An 18,306-nucleotide genomic window follows, 5' to 3' on the forward strand; every position below is an offset into this window, starting at 1 on the left:
TTTAAAGCTCAGACAGCTTCCACCGCCAAGCTCTTGCGCGGCGCCGTCTGCGCGTTGCTCACCGTATCGGGCAGGAGCCAGCCGTCGCGAATGCCGACCCGAACGCTTTCGCCCTCCGCACGCCCGTTCGGCTCGTGCAGCGAAAGACGCGTGCCGGGCGCGGCCAGGGGCTCCACCACGAGGCGCGAATGCGAGCCCTTGAAGGTCGAGGACAGGACGCGCGCGGCAAAACCGTCGGCGCGGTCGATCTCCAGATCCTCCGCCCGAAGGCACACGCGCCCCCGGCGCCCGGAGGGCAGGCGCAGGCCCGCAGGGCAGCGGATATCCGCCTCCACGCCGAACAGGCGCACGCGCGCCCGACCGTCGCCGGGCGAAAGGAGAAGGTCCGCGTCCGCCACATGGCCATGGCCGACGAAGCGCGCCACGGCCTCGCTCGCCGGCTCGGCATAGAGAGTTTCGGGCGTGGAGAGTTGCAGGATGCGCCCGCGCTCCATCACGGCGATCCGGTCCGCCAGCGCCATGGCCTCGGCCTGGTCGTGCGTGACATAGACTAGCGTCACGCCGGTGCGCCGGTGGAAGGCGCGGAACGTCTCCTCCATCGAGGCGCGAAGATGCACGTCGAGATTGGCGAGCGGCTCGTCGAGAAGCACGATGCCCGGCTCCATGGCGAGGCAGCGGGCGAGCGCCACGCGCTGCCGCTGGCCGCCGGACAGATCGGCGGGCCGCCGGTTCTCGAAGCCCGACAGATCCACCGCCGCCAGCGCCTCGGCCACCTTCTGAGCCTGCGCCGAGCCGCGAACGCCCTTCACGCGAAGGGGATAGCCGACATTCTCCCCCACACTCATATGCGGCCAGAGGGCATAGGACTGGAAGACGATCGCGACATTGCGCGCTTCGGGCTGCACGAACGCGCTCTCGCTGGCGACGATCCGGTCCCCGAAGGCAAGGCTTCCCGCGCTCGGCGCCTCGAAGCCGGCGATAAGGCGAAGCAGCGTCGTCTTGCCGCAGCCAGATGGTCCGAGCAGGGCCAGAAACTCGCCGGGGCGGATGTCGAGCGACACCTCGTCCAGCGCCGCCGGCCCCCGGTCGAAGCGCCGGGTGAGCTTGCGAAGGTGGATCGATACGGCCATGCCTTACCTCAAGCGCTTGTTTTGCCTCGACTTTCGCTCCGCTTGCCACAACCGGGTGACACGGGGATGACGCCGTTGCGTGCGCTGGCCCGGCGGCCGAGCGCGGCCGCTCATAGCATCGGAAATTCCTTTGCGAGAGACCAAGTGGCGATGGAACATTTCGCCGGCTGAACGCTTCTCATCTCGAAGATTGTGTCGGTGCAATGACACCGACGCCTCAAGAACGGATGGAAGCCCCATGAAGACCTTCGCAATCGCTTTTACGGCCCTGGCTCTGATGGGCGGCGTCGCCTCGGCCCAGCCGGCTCCTGCCGCCGGCACGCCGGAGTCGACGAGCAAGGTGCCGGTGCCCGGCAACTCGTCCGGCATCGACAGCACCATGCCGGCCGACGCAGCATCGACCATCACCACGACGCGCGACGCGCCGTCCGTGACCGATCCGACCAGCACGAGCTCGGTTCCGGTCCCGGGCAATTCGTCGGGCATCGACAGCACCATGCCGGCGGATGCCGCTTCGCGGGTCGTCGTGCCGCGTGACGCGGTGAAGACCGACACGATGCAGTCCGGCTCCTCCGTGCCGGTTCCGGGCAACAGTTCGGGTATCGACTCGACCGCTCCGACCCGCTGAACCCGATCGGTTCATAGGTCTTAGGCTTGGAAAGGGATGTGCCTGCGAAGGCGCATCCCTTTTTCGTTTGGGAATATCGCGCTTGGTTCTGCGCTGAACGGCGCTGGGTGGCTATCTCAACCGAGAGCTATCCACGACCTCGCGCGGATGCTTGCTGGTCATGACAAGGCAGTAAGAGACCTGCGGGCCAAGGGCGGGCGAGGGCTTTCGACGGGTTCATAAGGCGCGAAGCTCAAGTGACGTGACGGCGCTTGGCCAAGCATTCGGGACGAAAGGATCGGACAAAAAACCCAGCCGGCTTACCCCGGCAGGGTCGTCTGTCTTGGGTTCCAAATCCGATCGGGTCGGCATCGCACGGCCAAGGCGTAGAACGCGAAAGACCCGGCCGCCACCGAAGGCCGCGACCTGGTCTTTCGCGTATGGGATCGCGCGAGCCCTTCCGCGCGGGGCGGGCGCTCAGGCCGCTTCGGCCAAGGCGGCGGTTTGGGCCTTCGCCTTGGGGCTGCTCGGCGTCTCACTATGCCGTTCGGCAAAATCCAGCGCGAGCGCCTGAAGCCTTTGGATGTCGTACCCGCTCTCGATCCCGGCCGAGACGATCTCGGCTTCGCCGGGGTTGAGATGGAACGTCGCCATTCCCTCCTGCAACCGGCCCGCCTCCGTGGACAGCTGGTCGGCGGTGGCCGCCATCTCGTTCGCCGCCCCGGCGTTCGACTGCGTCACCTGATCGAGCTGCCCGATCGCCTGGTTGATCTGCTCGATGCCGATCGACTGCTCCCGGCACGCCGCCGAAATCTCCGACACAAGCTCCGCCGTCTTGCGGATGTCCGGAACCAGCCGCTCCAGCCGCGCCCCGGCATCCTCCGCCACCACTAGCGTGCGGCTCGACAAGTCACCGATCTCGGCGGCGGCTGCCTGAGAGCGTTCGGCGAGCTTGCGCACCTCCGAGGCGACCACCGCAAAGCCCTTGCCGTGCTGGCCGGCGCGGGCGGCTTCGATCGCGGCGTTGAGGGCCAGGAGGTCGGTCTGCCGGGCGATCTCCTGCACCACGGCGATCTTCTCGGCAATGGCGCGCATGGCCTCGGTGGACTGCGCCACCGCCGCACCCGTGGTGCCGGCATGCTCGGCGGCCTGGGCGGCGATCTTCTCGGTGGTGGAGGCGTTGTCGGCGTTCTGGCGGATGTTGGCGGTCATCTCCTCGATCGCGGCCGAGGCCTGCTCGGAGGCGGCGGCCTGTTCGGTGGAGCCGGAAGAGAGCCGGGCGGACGTGCCGGCGGAGCGCTGGGCGCCGCTGAACACTTTCGAAGACGCGGTCTGGACGGCGAAGACCGTGCCCGAAAGACGAAGGCGGGTTTGGCAAAGGCGGGTCAGAAGGTCGCCCACCTCGTCATGGCGCGAATGGACGATCCGGTGCGACAGGTCGCCAGCGGCGATGCGATCGACATTCTCCTCCATCAGGCGCAGGCCGCGCAGCAGCGACAGGCCCATCCAGGACGCAAGCCCCGCGCCCAGCGCGACGGCGAGGACGATGGCCGCCGTCAGCCACATCCGCAACGCGCCATAGCCCGCGCGTGCCTGCTCCACCAGCGCCTTGGCCTGGTCCTCGGCGTGCCGAACCAGGAGGTCGATCCGCTCGCCCATGGCGATGGCGGCGGGGCGCTGCTGTTCGTTGAGGAAGGCGAGCGCCTGGTTGAGCGTGTTGCTCTCGCCGATCCGCTGGGCTTCCTGCAATTTCTCGAAGGCCTTGCCCCAGGCAGCGCCGAGATCCGCCACGGGCGCGCTGGCCGCCGCCGGGACACCGGCCCGGAGCTGGCGCACAAGCGTGTCGACCTCCGGCCCGGCCTTGGCAAGTTGCTCCTTGGCGGCGGCGATCACGTCCGCTTCGCTATGGCTGAGATTCTCGCCGAGATCGAGGCGCGCGCGGTAGTAGGCGCGTTCGATCGTGTCGAGGACACGGATCGAATCCGTTTGGCTCTGGGCCGTCTCGAGCGGCGTGCGCACGGCTGCGAGCGCGACCTCGAACGCCTTGTCGCTCGCTTCGACCAGTTCGAGGCCCGTCTCGTTCGCACGCACGTCGGCGGAGGAGGAAAGGTCGTAAGCCTGCTGCGACACAGCCTTCAGACGCGCCATCGCGGCGGGCAGATCGGCGATCTCGTGGCGTCCCTCCGGCGTCTGCACGGCCCGGTCGAAGGTGGAGAGGGCAGTCTCGATCTCCTGCCAGGTCTTGGCATAGTCGGCCTTCATCGCCGCGTGCTCGGCGGCGGTGCTGATGATGGCGGTGCGCTGAAGGCGGCGAATCTTCTCCAGATTCGACGACAGGATTTCGAGCGCCTCGATTTGCTGGAACGGGCGCCCCGCGAACTCCTCGAAGCGATCGACGCTGGAGGACAGGGCGTTCAGCCCCATGACTCCGATGCCGCCCGTCAGAAGCAGGACGGCGCCGAAACTAAGGGCAAGGCGAGTTCTCATCGAAAAACGCATGGCGAAACGGTCTGCCCTTGAGCGAGGAACCAACGCCCCGAAAATGATCGCGCCGAATTAAGTTTTTCTGCCGGAAGGCCAGCCGCCGGAAGCACGGCTCAAAACTTGGTTTTCGAACCGTGAACAGATGTCAAAAGAATCCGTCTTTACACAATTCATGATTGGGCCGGCTCACAAAATTCGCCGGGATACGCCAGACCGGGTAAGCAAGCCGATCCCTTGTTTCGAAACCGACTTCCTCTGCCACCGCCAAGGGAACACGATGGCAAACGCCTTCGCAGCCAATCCCAGCGCTACCGCACTCATTCCCACAGGTTCTGCCCACTCGAAGACTCGAAGCATGCCCCATTTTTCCAGCGCTGCCGCAGACCTGACGGTTGATCGAATCTATTGCCGCCGCTGCGATTGCCGCGCGAGAGTAACGCTGCGGCTCGCGGGGAAAGGACAAAAAGGCAGCCATCTTCTGCCGGACAAAACTCCCTGGAGCGCAGGCACCCCGCGTTGAGCCTCTATAGGCCCATTCCAGTCGATCTCCCGCGACAGACATATAAGCTGCGCGAGCCTCGCGCGCCGCCGGCTGCGCTAGCCGACCAGCGCCGTGATGCAAGAAGCAAGGCCTGCTCAACCTATCGACCGCAAGGCGGAGGAGACACTCGGGATCATTCAGCGAAAGCGCAAGCGAGCGTCGGCTCGGGACGTCCGCGCATTCATACGCATCGCCGCAACGGCATAGCGCAGAAGCCAATCACAGGATCGAACGTGTCTATCAAGTCCGGGTGATTTTTATTTTTAAGGAAAGATGGTGGAGCCAATCGGGCACTCCGCATTCGCTTCCTAGACCCCTGGAGTACAAGGAAACCTCGACATTACAAGGGTTCTCGGGTACTCACTCCGGGTACGCAACAGGGTACGCAAGGAGTGGAATGGCCCGCGCAGCACCCGCCGACACTCGCTATCTGGAGAACAAGGACGGCAAGTGGCGCGTCGTCGTGTCAGTGCCCCGAGCCCTCCACCCGGAGATGGGCACCAAGCTCAAAAGGTCCCTCAACACTGATAGCCTCGCCGTCGCCAATCGCCTTAAGTGGCAGGTGGTGGCGGAGTTCAAAGCAGCCATTGAGGCGGCCCTGAAGCGAGGGGGCAAGGACCCGTTGGCTCGCGAAGCTCTCGCGATCGCGGCCATGCGGTTGCGTGCACAAACCGTCGAAGACTTCGCGCATCTGGATGATGCTTTAGCGCTCCGAGTCGAGGAGATCGCAGGGAGGCCACTTCGGGAGGAGCATCACCCAGGAGGCGTTGTGGAGGTGGTCTACGATCCGCAGCGCGAGCAAGATGCAAAGCTCTTCGCCCAGATGGCAACTGGGGCGGCCACTCCCCTTGGGCACTTCCATTCGGATTACCTCAAGCACCAGACCGTTAAGCCGCGCACACGGGCCGACGATGAGCGGGCGCTTAAGTACCTTGAACAGTGGTGCGCCCAGAACCGCGTACCGCCCACCGTCCAAGCCATCACGAGGAAGGTGGCTGTCCGCTTCATGGATGGCATGGGGTCCGTCACCGAAGGCCAAAGCCCTGTCACCCTCCAGAAGTATCTGAACCGCCTGGGCCGCTATTGGAAGTGGATGGTCCACCGTGAGCACGCAGAGACCAACGTGTGGCAGGGCTTGAAGCTGCCCAAGCCGAAGGCGGCTCACAATGAATTGGAGCGCCCATTCTCGAAAGCCGAAATGCTCACACTCTTGGGTGGCCCCGCCTCCCCCGAGATGCAAGACCTCATGCGGATCGCAGCGCTAACGGGCGCCCGCCTTGACGTGATTGTGGACCTGAAGGTGGGGGATTGCGTGGATGGGGTCTTCCTCTTCAAGCCTCAGAAGAAGGAGACGGCGGTCCGAGCCGTGCCCATCCATTCGGCGCTCCAAGGCATCGTAAAGCGTCGCACAGAGGGCAAGGGTACCGTAGCCGATCTATTTCCCGAATGGCCGGCCCCGAAGTCCTCCACGTCCCTGCGTGAGCGGTCCTTCAAGGCATCCGGTGCCTTCACAGACTATCGCCGGTCGGTGGGTGTGGATGAACAGATAGACGGCAAGAGGCGGTCCCTCGTGAACTTCCATTCGTTCCGGCGCTGGTTCATCACAGAGGCGGAGCGAGCCGGCCAACCCGAGCACATCATCGCGGCGGTGGTGGGCCACAAGCGGCAGGGGATGACACTTGGTCGGTACTCGGCCGGCCCCCTACTGGAACAGGCGCGGCAGTGCGTCGAGTCTGTCAAGCTGGCAGGCTGAGACTTCTCTCCATACGGCGTTTCAAACCCTTAACAATTGCGAATGGAGGTTCATGAAGACGGCTCTACCTGTTCCGCCATGATCCGACGGATCGCTTCAATCTTTTTACTTGGTTCCTCACCCTGCTCTGGAAGATAGTACAAGCGTAGCCCTACGTACCTATGTGAACTCAGTACGTGTAGCAGCGTTTCCCGATGATAATTTAATACGCGCCCGCGTTTTGTTTTAGGATCTAGCACATATATAGCCTCCGCCGACCTATCATCGGAGACGTCTTCATCAGGTCCCACCTTCGATAACTGCAGTGGGGAACTCCAAACATGAAGTCTGCTCGGATTGATTCCGAGCCTTTCCACAACTTCCCGGACACCAAAGTTCACAAGCTTTTGTGTTTTAGTGTCCTCCCGCTTGTTCGCTTTAGGGACAATCTCCTCCCAGGAGGCGACTGTCTTCGGCGGAGACCTGCGAATTATATCGATCAAATGATCCTTTAGTATCAGATCATCTTCAGAATTTGAATCGGCAATACTCCTCAATAGTTTTTTGAAATCTTCAAATACAGATTGATCATCAAATTGAAACCATGATCCGGAAACAACACGATCAAGCATATCAATACCAGAGCACTTGACGTACCCCGCATTCAATAGAGCCCGCAGTCCGCTTACGAGGCTCCACTCCAGTGCAGCTACAGTTTTATTGTAGGGGACCTGCATATAATCATAGTATCTCGATATCAAAAGGTGATCTGCGGCTCTAAGCGCTTTGGGCTTCAAGCAGAATCGACCATCTTTATCCAAAGTAGATTGATCAATTATAAAATCGATATCCACCGATCCATATGGAGCGCCACTGAAATGAGCCGTCCTACGCAAGTAGTCGAGTCGATCACAATCTAAATCGGAACTAATTATTCCTCGAAGCCCGCTCGGCTGCTTACCGGCAAATAGGTCCGCAACTTCGTTAGGATCGATACCATTGCTGCGGAGCACATTCCCAAGCTCAACATCGCGGCGTATGATCAACTCCCCAAGTTCTTCGTGCTCGTACGAAAGGGGAACGTTCTCTTGAGGTCCGATCACACTACTACCAGGAAGCGGAATATTCTGCCCGCTACTTGATATAATACCACTTGCGTAATAGGCTTTAACTAGGTGCTCTGTCGCATGGGAGAAGGGGTAATGCCCAATATCATGCAGCAACCCGACGAGCCTATACAATTGCAGTTTCTTGTCAGAAACTCTAGTTCCACTGTTGCGCTGAATTGCTAAAAGCATTCTTGAAGCATTGTGACATGCTCCAATCGAATGCGAATGTCGAGAATAGTTCGCACCCGGATACACCAAGTGCGCCAATCCTAATTGACGAACACTATGGAGCCGTTGGAAGACTCGCGTCGATACAATCTCTGACTCGACTTTGGATAAGCCGATATTCCCATGGATAGGATCGGTTATTTTTTTATAATGGTAGTCTGCTTTTAGGCGCGACCCAGAATTCCCCTTGATGGCAGCAACCCATGCCGCATCAAATGTTGATACCCGACTTCTAGGAAATCGCTGAGATGCGGTTTTGTATCTCGGAGAACTTGGCATGCCCGCTCGAAATTATAACGGCTAGCCACAAGCAGGAAATGCATTGAAGCCAACAATTCGTACCACTGCCACTTGTCTAGCGCAACCTCAACGGGCTTTGCAAGCAGATGCCGGATATTCGACATCTTATCTAGCAAGTCAGGATGCAGCGTCTTCCCAGCGATCTCTCCATCGACTTCGTCGGCGCTGTCTTGTAGGGCATAATAGTCGCGCGTAAGGGACGTCGAATACGGGCCCTTCACATACCAACTATAGCTATACCCTAGATTCACGCCCATAACCTGGGCAAGATAGATCGCTTTTTGAATACGAACACGCTCGGATACTGACTGGATGTCATCGGCCTCATTCAAGCCATCCAGAACTAGTTTAAGAGCTATTTGCTTCGCATCCATAGCCAAACCTATCATCAACTTCCAGTAGTGAGGTAGCGCGAGTCAACGAAAAGATCAAGGTGTCAACAGGAACATAAAGTGAACAAAAGAGAATCTTAACTCTCCCTGGATTCATCCCCGCGAATTATCCCCAGAAAAAATTAATTCCCATACCCGTGCCATGCGGCAGCGGGCCATAGGATGTGAACCGCCTCCGTTCCTCGGCTATTCGAGTGTTTGGATAGACGCCTTCCTCTGCCGCCCCCGCTCCTTGGCCACCCGCGAGACAAACGCCAAGTCCACCGCAACGACCTCCGCAATGGCCGTGTAGGTAAGGCCCCGGAAGTGGTCCAGAAGCCAGAGGATCTTGCCCGTAGAGTCCAGAGGGTGAAGGCGCCCGTCCTGGAAATTAGCCAATGCAGAGGCAGCTTCAGAGATGCCGGAAGCGGTCGCCAGGGCGGCCTCGTAGTCCGCCACGGTGTCGTCCCACACGGACGCAATCATGTCTTGGCATTTGGGGGTGAGAACGTCGAAGTCGTAACCGCTCTTCGGATCGGTGATCCTCCTGCCGTAGCCTCGGGCGGCCCAGTCTGGTGGGAGGCGATGCTCCCTCCCCTCGCGTTGGAGGACGCCCATGTGGTGGAGGATGTGGCGGGCTTGGCGTGGCCCTACGCCGTACACCTGGCCAATCTCGGTGACGGACTTCCACGGTCGAGGGTCGCGCGATGTCGTGCCCCCAGCCGTGGGCGTGGGGGCAATCGCAATGGTTTGCAGGGGGGAGGTTCCTTCTTGAGCCGGATGGTTCCGCGAGGATGGGCGGCAGGGGTCGGGCCGGTTCTGTTTTGGCCAAGTCAAGGGCTTAAACCGGCGAGTCAAGTTTATAACTAGAATATAGGCGTGAAGCCGAGCGCACGGCGACGCGCTGGGATTGCCTTCGAGAGTTCAGAGAAGGAGAAGAGGAGGAACCGAAGGTTCATAGACCCCCAATCCCTCCATCACATTGAGCAAGACCTTAAGGAGAGCCACGCCCTATGCTTAAGGCGATCACCTTAAGGACAGTCCCAAGCTTTCCACATCATCCCCCACCATCTGAAGATTGCCGGCGGTGGTGGTCTACTCTGCGAAGCAAGGCCTTAGCGGACCCAATCCCCCGGAGCCTCCAGAGGATCGACTCGGAGCAACTCCTTTACGCCCCAGCGCACGCGATTGAAGCTGAGTTCTTCCGCCTGTCCATCCGGTCTACGGGCTGAAGTCTCTATGCCCTTTTCCACCAACACCGCATCGATCCGCCGAAGCTGCTCAACGTTTTCCAGCGGGCCGTCCTTTGGGTTTGCGCGCATGTATCCCCGCGCCTCCCGTTCGGCTGGCTTCGTGTTGAAGATACCGGGACGTGTGGATGTCCCGTAGAGGTGCTGGTCCCCGGTGATGACGACGACGCGGCTACTGTGCGGGATACGTTCGGCCGCCGCCAAGAACCCGGCATAGAGTGGGCTCGCTTCCCGCGTCCTCACAGGCTTAGCAGGATCGGACCCCGCCGTTACGGCTTGGAAGCCCTTTGGGCCTTCGAGCGTGTAGAGGAATGCGCTCTCGGGTTCCCATTGGTGATGGAAGGTAGCTTGGGCGAGGTAGAGTTTGCACGTCATCGCGCTGCGGCTCCCTCTCCGCCACCAAACAGATTGCCCAACTCCTGCCCGAACGCCTCCCCAAGCCCCGGCCGTCCGGTCTTCGGCATAGGCCGTCCTGCCGCTCTGGCCTCCGCTCGCGCCTCGTATTCCGTGCGGGCCTTCTCCTGTTTGCGCATCGCAGCGCCCGCCACCGCGCTATCCTGCATGACGAACGCCATGGCCTCAGAGCGATAGCGGCGCATGAGGTCGGCTAGAAGTGAGAGCTTGGTGCCATCCGTACGCGCGTCCCCGTCCGGTGCGATCTGGTACTCTTCGCCTTGGATCAACTCCGCCGCCGTCTCCTTCAGGCTCGGCAGTCCGGGGAGGTGGCCGCCAAGCTCCTGATAGACCACGAAGGCGTTGCGTCCGGCGAAGTCCCCATCCGTCATGGTGAGGTCGCGAAGGTCCACCCCGCCCCGTCCCCTCGGGCTGGGCCGGCTGGGGGTGCTTCCGGTCTCCACCGCGAGGCGTTGCACCTCTTGATCCACGATGTTGGCCGCATCGCTGGACCACAGGCCGTTGCGCTGGCGAACTGGGTCTCCGAAGGCATCATAGCGGGCCGGCAAGCTCTCCCCGAGGCCGGGGACGGTGTTGAGGATCTTATCTACGAAGTCGCGGGCATCTCGCATGTAGGGGTCCCCGTCTGTCTGGCGGAGCATCGAAGCGAAGGGCACGAAGTTCGAAGCCATCTGGCCAGCGTAGGGGCCGGCTCGCTCGTCTGGGTCCATGATCGCGTTGAGGAACTGAGAGAACCCCATCGCGTAGCTCTTCGACTGGAACTGCTTTGTCAGCGCCGAGAGAAGCGCAACACTCCCCGTTCCCAGTTTCTCCAGCGTCGAGGCATCCTCCATATCCTCGCCCATCGTCACCATGGCGTCTTGAAGATCCACAATGATGCCCAGCGGAATGGCCACCGGATCGATGCGGCCATAACTGACATAGGACTTTGTGCCATCCGCCTTGGGGATCACTACGGAGTAGGGTTGCCAGCCCGTGGCCAGAAGCTCTTGCCGTGCCTTCGGGTCCGAGGGGCCGCCGCCTGTGACATAGCCCAGCGATGCAAGGGAAGCGGTGGCCAGCATGGCGGAAGTCCCAAGTGCCATCTGCCCCATCGCCTGCGCTTGCGCCTCTGCCCCCTTCTCGCCCTTCAGCATCGAGCGGTATTCGCCCTGAAGACGGTTGAGACCCGGTGTCATCTTCCAGCCGTAGCGAAGGAGATTGGTCGGTGTCTTGGTGAAGGGGAGGATGAACCCAAGACCAGGATGCCGAGTCTTCGCCATCTGGACCGTATGGCCGATGGTGTGGGGGAGAAGGTCTTGGGAGAATGTCCCGACCTGGGCTTCCTCCAAAGCCCGCGCGTGGACCAACCGCCCGCTGGCATCGAAGGCTTGAGCGAGCTTATCGGATACGAAGTCACGAACGAACGCCTTGGCCTCGCTGCCCTTCATGCCGAGACGCAACGCCTCCTCCACGCCATCCATGTGCGCTTCCGCCGCCACGTAGGAACGGCCGATGGTCTGCTTAGCCAGTTCGTCGGTGAAGCCGCTGATACGGGTCGGGAGGCTGTTTCCTTCCACCCCTGCCCAAGCCGGTCCTCGCACGAGGGTGTTGCGCAGCGCCGCCCCGATGATGCGCTCCAACGGACGCACCCCGACCATCACGCCGTTGCTCACCCCGTTCACGAGCATGGTGGTCCAACCCGAGATGAGATTGTTGATGAGGAAGGTTCGTCCGGCGTCCAAGCCCTTGGAAAGGAGCGAAGGGTTGGCCAGCTTGGCAATGCTCGCCGGGCTTCCGTCGCTGTTGGCGTAGAGACCGATCAGCTTCTCCACGTCCGGCATCTGGATGGCCGATGCGTCCGCCGCGTTCACCGCAAGCCGGCTCCCTCCGATGCGCGTGGTCCGGGCGGAGTTCGACGTGATGGACCCGGTGGCCGCGTGGACTTGCACCAACAGGGCGTGACGGCGGGCAAACTCTTGGAAGGCTTCGATCCGGCCACCCGGAAATGCCGAATAGTCCTCGAAGCTCAAGCGCCGTGCGAGGTCCGTCAGGTCCCCTGAAAGCCGCTTGATGACGAGCGCACCGGCCTGGGCAGCGGGGGCCAACTGCCGAGACGCCGCCGCCATCTGGTCCATCATGCCAAGGAAGGTGGCGGGGTCCTCTCCGAAGAGACCCCAACACGTCGTCAATGGTGGCCCGTGCGCCTTCGAAGCTCTTGGCGAACGTCACGACTTCCGAGAGGTCGTCGCCGCTTTCGATGGAGGGAACAGCGGAGATAACCGCCTTCAGCCCACCACCCGCCACGATATCGTCTTTGATCTGTTTGACGAGCGCCGGGTTGCGTATGTTCTTCGCCAGGGTTTCACGGGCCTGGGCGACATCAAGGCGAAACCGCGCGTCGGCCTTCTGTCCTACCTCAAGAATTTCCTCGGGCACTGGCTCGCCTGCGACAAGCAAGTCCAGAGCGGCGCGGAAGGCTGTATCCTGCCGTTGCTTGCGCTCCTTCTCCTCCGCCTTGTCTCCGTCGATGACGGCTTGACGTGAAGCACGGGAAGCTTCGGCGTGTTCTCTTCAGGCTTGGCCAGCATGTGGGCGGAACCATTGAGCCGAATTTTCAGCCCTAAGTGCCCGTCTCAGACAGCCGGCTCTCCCATCAGGTTCCACGTAGCGAGGGCGGTCTCGGCTCCCGCAGGGTCTTCCTTGATGCGATAGACCGTCTGGCGAGAGAGGCCGGTGGTGCGGGCAATTTCTGAGACCCCCATTCCCTTCGCTTCAAGTTCCCTCACTTGCTTCACATGGAGCCCGCTGAAGCTCGGCTTGCGGCCACGGTACGCCGGCACTCCCTCAACCACCTTCGCCTTGGCCGCCGCAATGCCAGCCCGTTGCGCTTCCTTCGTGGCCTCCGCCTGGGCTTGGCCCATGGCCGCCATGAAGCCGATCAACGCATCTCGCACGGCGGCGGCCATTGGGTCTTTGGTCTGCCCATCGAAGACCATCCCGTTGATGATGGTGCGAACCGTCACGCCGCGCCGCATGAACTCGCGAATGGTGTCCGTCACGTCCTCATAGTTGCGGCCGAGGCGGTCTATCCAGCGGACCACAAGAGTGTCCCCGGCGCGGAGCATATCGAAGAGGCGCTTGCCTTCTGGCCGGTCCCGCATCTTCACCGTCACCCCGGACACGCCATGGTCTGCAATGACATGATCGAAGGTAAAGCCTGAGGCTTCCGCCTGGGTGCGCTGGTGGTGAAGGGTCTGTTCGGTGGTGGAGACGCGGGCGTAAAGGAAGGTCGCCATGAGGATCTCTCGGAGTGTCCGTTGCGGTATTGTCCGAAAGAATGAATGTCCGTATGGCGATAGTCAACCCTAGCGGACGCCTTTTTGTCCACTGGGAGAGTGGCCGCAAGGGTATGCCCTAACGGACGTTCTGCGTTAGAAGCTACCAAAACACCCTCTTTCGTCCCGTCAGGATCGTCCATCCTCCGATGCGTGGAAAAACGCACTACGAGGAACGACGATGAACGAAGAACTGAGCATCGAATGTGGACCGCTGCGCATCAAGGCTCGAAGCGTGCGCACGGTTACGGTTCTCGCTGCCGTGATGCTAGCAGGAATAAACGCCGTGCCGCCTGAGGCATGGGCCACGACGCTTCCGCACTTGGTGGTCTGGGGCTGGGAGCAACTTGCTTCAGCACGAGCGCACCCGCCCGAGCCATACCGCGTGGCGCCCCCGCGCCCGCCCGTGCCGTGAATGCCCAAAGTCGGGTGGGGGGTACGGGGGGAAACCTCGCCTCCGCTCCTACGTGATGAGGTCTCGCATAAGCGACCCCAAATTTAAGTCGCGACCGAAAGCAGGAACAATGTGCTTTCCCGAACGCGCGTGCGGATCGCTTTGAGCATCTCCATCGTGTACTTGCCGGCCGCGCCGTGGGTCGCCTTGTTGAAAACCGTGAATAGCGCAATGACGTTTTCGATGTTTGCTTCAACGAAGTCAGCGAGGCCCGAGGCGCCCTCATTCTTCTGCCCGATTAGGAACTCAAGTTTCGAGCGACGGCTTGGCGCGATCCCGTTCGGCGCTTTCTTGCACTCTGGATTGGCCGCCAGGACATCGGCGTCGGATGCCGAGACCTCAATGATCGTCGTGAAAATCTCCCGGACGCTCGTGCAAAAATGGCGAGCGGCATCGGGATTGGCGGGGTTCATGGCGTAGGTCGCGCCCTGCCACCTAGTCGCAAGCTCTTCAGAAAAATCAGTCAGCGCAGCAACAAACTCGGCATCATCATTGGCCGCTTCGCTGTCGCTCGGGGGAGCCTCATCTCCCAGAACCATGTTGGCGGTCTCGATAGTCCGCTGGCTCTCACGCTCGGCTGCTTGGCGAAACTCTTCGTGCCCAGCCCCAGCGAACGCTTCGCTCTCTACCAGCCGTCCGAAGGTGTCATAGACGTTGATCGACGTGTCACGGTAATTAGCTAGGTCGCCTACAACCGATCGGCTTTGCAAACGCGAGACGGCGGCATGTCGCGCCTGCCGTGAAGCCTGAACCTTTGCGTTATGAGCGCGAACCTCCCGATTATAGTTCGCAATTGCCTGCTTGGTCGCAGCCTCCCGCTTCCGCACCTGCGCATTGTGCGCTCTGACGGCTTGGTTGTAGGAGGTTATTGCCTTCGCTCTTTCCCGCTTTTGGCGATCGACTTCGGCGTTGTGCGCTCGGACCTGACGGTTGTGCTCGTCTACGGCTTTCTGCCGCGCGGCGTTGAAGCTCCGAACTTCGCGATTGTATTTGTCGATCGCTTGTCGCTGCTTCTGCTGAAGACGCCGGATCTCCGCTTGGATCTGGGAAGGTGTTTTCGCCACTGCGCATTCCCCCTCTGCAACCGAACCGGCAGAGAGATAAGCGTCTCACGGGTGGTAAACAAGAATGGCGCAATGGGCTTTACGCAGGGTTGCCAGTCACAGAGTTGTGAGTGGCATCCAGGGTACGCCAGCGGGGTACGCAATCGGGTACGCAGCGACGAAAAGCAAGCGCATAAGTGCATGTTTTATATGAGATAATTTGTTTTCAAAAGCAGATGGTGGAGCCAATCGGGATCGAACCGACGACCTCTTGAATGCCATTCAAGCGCTCTCCCAGCTGAGCTATGGCCCCAGTGCCACCGAAGTGGCAACCTCGTCAGGGCCGTTGGGCCGGCCCCGCATCTGGTGTGGCCGCTTATTAGGCGAGCCCCGGGGGGAACGCAAGCGAAAAAGCGGACGGGGTGACACGAAAATGAAGCCGGTCCGTCAAACCCCTGTCATGCAACGGTTTTCGACGCCGGAGCGGCAAGGCGGCCCGGTGGCCGGAGTGGCGACCCCGAGCCTCGGCGCGGCTCGAACCTCGGCTCGCAAGGGCGCGAGCGGCCGAATCGTCCCGGCCTTCGATTCGTCTCGCCGGGTGGATCGCTCGGGCGGCGCGGTTCGGGCGGCGCGGAACCTCGGTGAGCGAGACCGGAACACGAAAAAGGGGAGAGGACCGTCCGGTCCCCTCCCCTCGCAATCTCTCGACCTTCGCCCGGGCGCGGACGCGCGCCCAAGGCTCGGTGCGGTGCTCAGACGTCGTCGTCGTCGTCGCGGCCGCCGCCGATGATGTCGGTCATGTCCTCGTCCTCGTCCTCGTCGTCGGCGAGGAACGTGTCGTCGTCGTCCGCGTCGTCGTCCACGACATCGTCGTCTTCGTCGCCGTCGACATTGGGCAGGTCGGCCTTGGCCGCGGCCGGGCCCGCCTCATCCTCTTCGACGTCGTTGATCGAGACCGTCTCCTCGTCGGTCTCGGCGACCTCGGTCACCTCGACCTCTTCCGTCTCTTCCTCTTCCACGACGCGCGAAACGCGCGAGGCCTTCACCGTCTCGAAGAAGGAGAGCGGATAGGACTTGCCCGTGTAGGGCGAAACGATCGGGTCCTTGTTGAGGTCGTAGAACTTGCGGCCCGTTTCCGGGTCGACGCGTTTGGTGCCGAGTTCAGTTTTCGCCATGGGTTCGCCTTTCGAAAGGGAGCGGGTCGCCTGCGCGGAGGCGGGCACAGACCGGGCCGGTTCATCCAATTATCGCCGCAAAGCCGGCCGGTCGAGGGGCGGGAAAAAGCGGAAGGTCCCTTACGGCGTCGCCGGACCCTTGTCAAAGCGCATCTGCCCGGCCCCCGCCGACACCCCTCGCCCGATCGGCCCGATATATCCGTTGGGGGGCCGGGAAACGCGCGCGGCGCCTCATGCGCTCTTCCCACGCGCTCCGCTCCAATGCTAGGCGAACGGCGAACCTTATGTTTGCGACAAGAGGACGAGCGGGCCGCAAGGACCCTGCCGCGCCTCTTCCGGCAAGGGGGTCGAGGACGTTTCGTCCGGCGACGGAAAGCAAGGCGCGGCCGGAGGCAAGGCGGCGCCCGGCCGGTCCGCTCGGCGGCGGGGGCACCTCGGGCCAGCCCCTGCCTGGAAGAGCCGCGCAGGCAGAACCTGAAGCCCGGCTTCGCGAGAAGGACGACGCCATGACGGGCCATTCCGCCGCCCCCCGCCCCCTCCAGAGCCGCCGCGCCGGCGCGCTTGCCGGCCGGGTGCGCGTGCCCGGCGACAAGTCCATCTCGCATCGCGCCTTCCTGTTCGGGGGTCTCGCCTCCGGGCGCACCCGCGTCACCGGCCTTCTGGAGGGCGAGGACGTGATCGCCACCGGTCGCGCCATGCGCCAGATGGGCGCGCGGATCGAACGCGAGGGCGAGGCCTGGATCATCGACGGGGTCGGCAACGGCGCGCTCTTGGAACCCGAGGGCGTTCTCGACTTCGGCAATGCCGGCACGGGCTCGCGCCTCACCATGGGCCTCGTCGGCCCCTACGACTTCACCACGACCTTCGTGGGCGACGCTTCGCTGTCGCGCCGGCCAATGGGCCGGGTGCTCGATCCCCTGCGCCAGATGGGCGTGCAGGTGCTGGCGCGCTCCAAAGACCGCCTGCCGCTTTCACTGCACGGGCCGCGCGTCAGCGCGCCGATCGAGTACCGCGTGCCCATGGCCTCGGCGCAGGTGAAGTCCGCCGTGCTGCTCGCCGGGCTGAACACGCCGGGCGTCACCACGGTGATCGAGCCGATCATGACACGCGACCACACCGAACGCATGCTGGAAGGCTTCGGCGCCGAGGTTTCGGTCGACACCGACGCGTCGGGCGTGCGCACCATCCGGCTCACCGGCCAGGGCGAGCTCAAGGGCGTGCCCGACTTCGTGGTGCCGGGCGATCCGTCCTCAGCGGCCTTCCTCGTGGTCGCGGCGCTTCTCGTGCCGGGCTCCGACATCGTGGTCGAGAACGCGCTGATGAACCCGACCCGCACCGGCCTGATCGAGACGCTGCGCGAGATGGGCGCCTCGATCGAGGCGGTGAACCCGCGCCTGTCGGGCGGTGAGGAAGTGGCCGATCTGCACGTCCGGCATTCGGCGCTGCGCGGCGTCACCGTTCCCCCTGAGCGCGCGCCCTCGATGATCGACGAATATCCCGTGCTGGCCGTCGCCGCCGCCTTTGCCGAAGGCGACACGCTGATGCAGGGGCTGGAAGAGCTGCGCGTCAAGGAGTCCGACCGCCTCGCCGCCGTCGCCGCCGGCCTTGCCGCCAACGGCGTCCAGCACGAGGAGGGCGAGGACTGGCTGCGCGTCACCGGCCGTCCGGACGGCTCGGGCCTCGGCGGCGGGCGGGTCGAGACCCATCTCGACCATCGCATCGCCATGAGCTTCCTCGTCATGGGTCTTGCCAGCGAGAAGCCGGTTCGCGTGGACGACGCCACGATGATCGCGACCAGCTTCCCCGAGTTCGAAGGGCTGGTCGAAACGCTCGGCGGCAAGTTGGAGGCGGCGAACCGCTGACCGCGATGGACGGCAGCGGAGCGATCGCAACGGTTTTAGCCGTCGGCAGAGGCCGGGCGCGGCCCGGCGTCCGCGCCGCGCCCGGTGCTGGCTTGCGCCGCCGCAACACCAGCAGAACCGATGCAGGTCTGTCGGGCGCCTTGAAGCCGCGATCGGTCGGCGCGGTATGAGCACCCCGCTCGCCGCCCTTCTGGCGCTCGTCTTCTTCGCGCCCCTGTCCTTCGTCTATGGGCGCAACCTCGCGGGGCGGCTGCACCGCGAGGCGCTTCGGCGCGGCGTCGGGGTCTGG

14 protein-coding genes and 1 tRNA gene are annotated in these 18,306 nt (G+C 62.7%); 4 read left to right on the plus strand and 11 right to left on the minus strand.

Annotated elements, in window-relative coordinates; all coding sequences use genetic code 11:
- Positions 1 to 8: 8 nt before the first annotated feature.
- Positions 9 to 1,130, minus strand: coding sequence for an ABC transporter ATP-binding protein (locus tag AUL32_RS11560; RefSeq protein WP_062114998.1), 1,122 nt, complete (start codon positions 1,128 to 1,130; stop codon positions 9 to 11).
- A gap of 238 nt (positions 1,131 to 1,368) precedes the next feature.
- On the opposite strand from AUL32_RS11560, the gene AUL32_RS11565 reads away from it, so the two are divergent.
- Entirely contained in the window at positions 1,369 to 1,758 is a 390-nt protein-coding gene (locus tag AUL32_RS11565) for a hypothetical protein (RefSeq protein ID WP_061973112.1), read from the plus strand.
- 456 nt (positions 1,759 to 2,214) lie between these two features.
- On the opposite strand, the gene AUL32_RS11570 is transcribed toward AUL32_RS11565, so the two are convergent.
- Positions 2,215 to 4,224, minus strand: coding sequence for a HAMP domain-containing methyl-accepting chemotaxis protein (locus AUL32_RS11570; RefSeq protein ID WP_192847453.1), 2,010 nt, complete (start codon positions 4,222 to 4,224; stop codon positions 2,215 to 2,217).
- A gap of 935 nt (positions 4,225 to 5,159) precedes the next feature.
- Here AUL32_RS11570 and AUL32_RS11575 point away from each other — a divergent pair.
- Positions 5,160 to 6,515, plus strand: a complete 1,356-nt coding sequence (locus AUL32_RS11575; RefSeq protein WP_062115005.1) for a DUF6538 domain-containing protein — start codon at positions 5,160 to 5,162, stop codon at positions 6,513 to 6,515.
- 50 nt (positions 6,516 to 6,565) lie between these two features.
- Here the strand turns inward: AUL32_RS11575 and AUL32_RS24530 are convergent, their stop codons facing one another.
- The 5 genes from AUL32_RS24530 to AUL32_RS11595 form a co-directional block, all read right to left on the minus strand.
- Positions 6,566 to 8,110, minus strand: a complete 1,545-nt coding sequence (locus AUL32_RS24530) for an HD domain-containing protein (protein ID WP_082659572.1) — start codon at positions 8,108 to 8,110, stop codon at positions 6,566 to 6,568.
- Positions 7,996 to 8,505 carry a hypothetical protein gene (locus AUL32_RS25610; protein ID WP_192847455.1) on the minus strand — a complete coding sequence of 170 codons (510 nt, stop codon included), beginning with the start codon at positions 8,503 to 8,505 and terminating at the stop codon, positions 7,996 to 7,998. The genes AUL32_RS24530 and AUL32_RS25610 overlap by 115 nt, the downstream gene beginning before the upstream one ends.
- A 204-nt stretch (positions 8,506 to 8,709) precedes the next feature.
- A complete protein-coding gene (locus tag AUL32_RS25225; protein ID WP_210177812.1) occupies positions 8,710 to 8,976 on the minus strand; it encodes a hypothetical protein in 267 nt (88 codons plus the stop codon).
- 641 nt (positions 8,977 to 9,617) lie between these two features.
- Positions 9,618 to 10,127 carry a hypothetical protein gene (locus AUL32_RS11590; protein ID WP_062115014.1) on the minus strand — a complete coding sequence of 170 codons (510 nt, stop codon included), beginning with the start codon at positions 10,125 to 10,127 and terminating at the stop codon, positions 9,618 to 9,620.
- Positions 10,124 to 12,178, minus strand: a complete 2,055-nt coding sequence (locus tag AUL32_RS11595; protein ID WP_156421437.1) for a hypothetical protein — start codon at positions 12,176 to 12,178, stop codon at positions 10,124 to 10,126. Before AUL32_RS11595 ends, AUL32_RS11590 begins: the two co-directional genes overlap by 4 nt.
- Positions 12,179 to 12,218: 40 nt before the next feature.
- Here AUL32_RS11595 and AUL32_RS11600 point away from each other — a divergent pair, with 40 nt between their 5' ends.
- Positions 12,219 to 12,692 carry a hypothetical protein gene (locus AUL32_RS11600; RefSeq protein WP_156421438.1) on the plus strand — a complete coding sequence of 158 codons (474 nt, stop codon included), beginning with the start codon at positions 12,219 to 12,221 and terminating at the stop codon, positions 12,690 to 12,692.
- 89 nt (positions 12,693 to 12,781) lie between these two features.
- Here AUL32_RS11600 and AUL32_RS11605 read toward each other — a convergent pair whose 3' ends face one another.
- The 4 genes from AUL32_RS11605 to AUL32_RS11620 form a co-directional block, all read right to left on the minus strand.
- On the minus strand, positions 12,782 to 13,444 hold the full coding sequence (locus AUL32_RS11605) for a recombinase family protein (RefSeq protein WP_062115021.1): 663 nt from the start codon (positions 13,442 to 13,444) through the stop codon (positions 12,782 to 12,784).
- A gap of 537 nt (positions 13,445 to 13,981) precedes the next feature.
- On the minus strand, positions 13,982 to 15,001 hold the full coding sequence (locus AUL32_RS11610; protein WP_062115024.1) for a hypothetical protein: 1,020 nt from the start codon (positions 14,999 to 15,001) through the stop codon (positions 13,982 to 13,984).
- A gap of 216 nt (positions 15,002 to 15,217) precedes the next feature.
- A tRNA-Ala gene (locus AUL32_RS11615) sits at positions 15,218 to 15,293 on the minus strand.
- Positions 15,294 to 15,732: 439 nt separating this feature from the next.
- The gene (locus AUL32_RS11620; protein ID WP_061973115.1) at positions 15,733 to 16,155 is read right to left on the minus strand and encodes a TIGR02300 family protein; all 423 of its coding nucleotides are present in this window, start codon (positions 16,153 to 16,155) and stop codon (positions 15,733 to 15,735) included.
- Positions 16,156 to 16,661: 506 nt separating this feature from the next.
- On the opposite strand from AUL32_RS11620, the gene aroA reads away from it, so the two are divergent.
- On the plus strand, positions 16,662 to 18,017 hold the full coding sequence (gene aroA, locus AUL32_RS11625; protein WP_062115027.1) for a 3-phosphoshikimate 1-carboxyvinyltransferase: 1,356 nt from the start codon (positions 16,662 to 16,664) through the stop codon (positions 18,015 to 18,017).
- Positions 18,018 to 18,306 lie beyond the last annotated feature (289 nt).

The sequence above is a fragment of the Aureimonas sp. AU40 genome (assembly GCF_001463785.1).
In the GTDB taxonomy this organism is placed as follows: domain Bacteria; phylum Pseudomonadota; class Alphaproteobacteria; order Rhizobiales; family Rhizobiaceae; genus Aureimonas.

Excerpts from the sequence above, each read along its gene's own strand:
- AUL32_RS11560 (WP_062114998.1), bottom strand. The coding sequence starts at position 1,130 with ATGGCCGTATCGATCCACCTTCGCAAGCTCACCCGGCGCTTCGACCGG.
- AUL32_RS11565 (WP_061973112.1), top strand. The coding sequence starts at position 1,369 with ATGAAGACCTTCGCAATCGCTTTTACGGCCCTGGCTCTGATGGGCGGC.
- AUL32_RS11570 (WP_192847453.1), bottom strand. The coding sequence starts at position 4,224 with ATGAGAACTCGCCTTGCCCTTAGTTTCGGCGCCGTCCTGCTTCTGACG.
- AUL32_RS11575 (WP_062115005.1), top strand. The coding sequence starts at position 5,160 with ATGGCCCGCGCAGCACCCGCCGACACTCGCTATCTGGAGAACAAGGAC.
- AUL32_RS24530 (WP_082659572.1), bottom strand. The coding sequence starts at position 8,110 with ATGCCAAGTTCTCCGAGATACAAAACCGCATCTCAGCGATTTCCTAGA.
- AUL32_RS25610 (WP_192847455.1), bottom strand. The coding sequence starts at position 8,505 with ATGGATGCGAAGCAAATAGCTCTTAAACTAGTTCTGGATGGCTTGAAT.
- AUL32_RS11590 (WP_062115014.1), bottom strand. The coding sequence starts at position 10,127 with ATGACGTGCAAACTCTACCTCGCCCAAGCTACCTTCCATCACCAATGG.
- AUL32_RS11600 (WP_156421438.1), top strand. The coding sequence starts at position 12,219 with ATGACGAGCGCACCGGCCTGGGCAGCGGGGGCCAACTGCCGAGACGCC.
- AUL32_RS11605 (WP_062115021.1), bottom strand. The coding sequence starts at position 13,444 with ATGGCGACCTTCCTTTACGCCCGCGTCTCCACCACCGAACAGACCCTT.
- AUL32_RS11620 (WP_061973115.1), bottom strand. The coding sequence starts at position 16,155 with ATGGCGAAAACTGAACTCGGCACCAAACGCGTCGACCCGGAAACGGGC.
- aroA (WP_062115027.1), top strand. The coding sequence starts at position 16,662 with ATGACGGGCCATTCCGCCGCCCCCCGCCCCCTCCAGAGCCGCCGCGCC.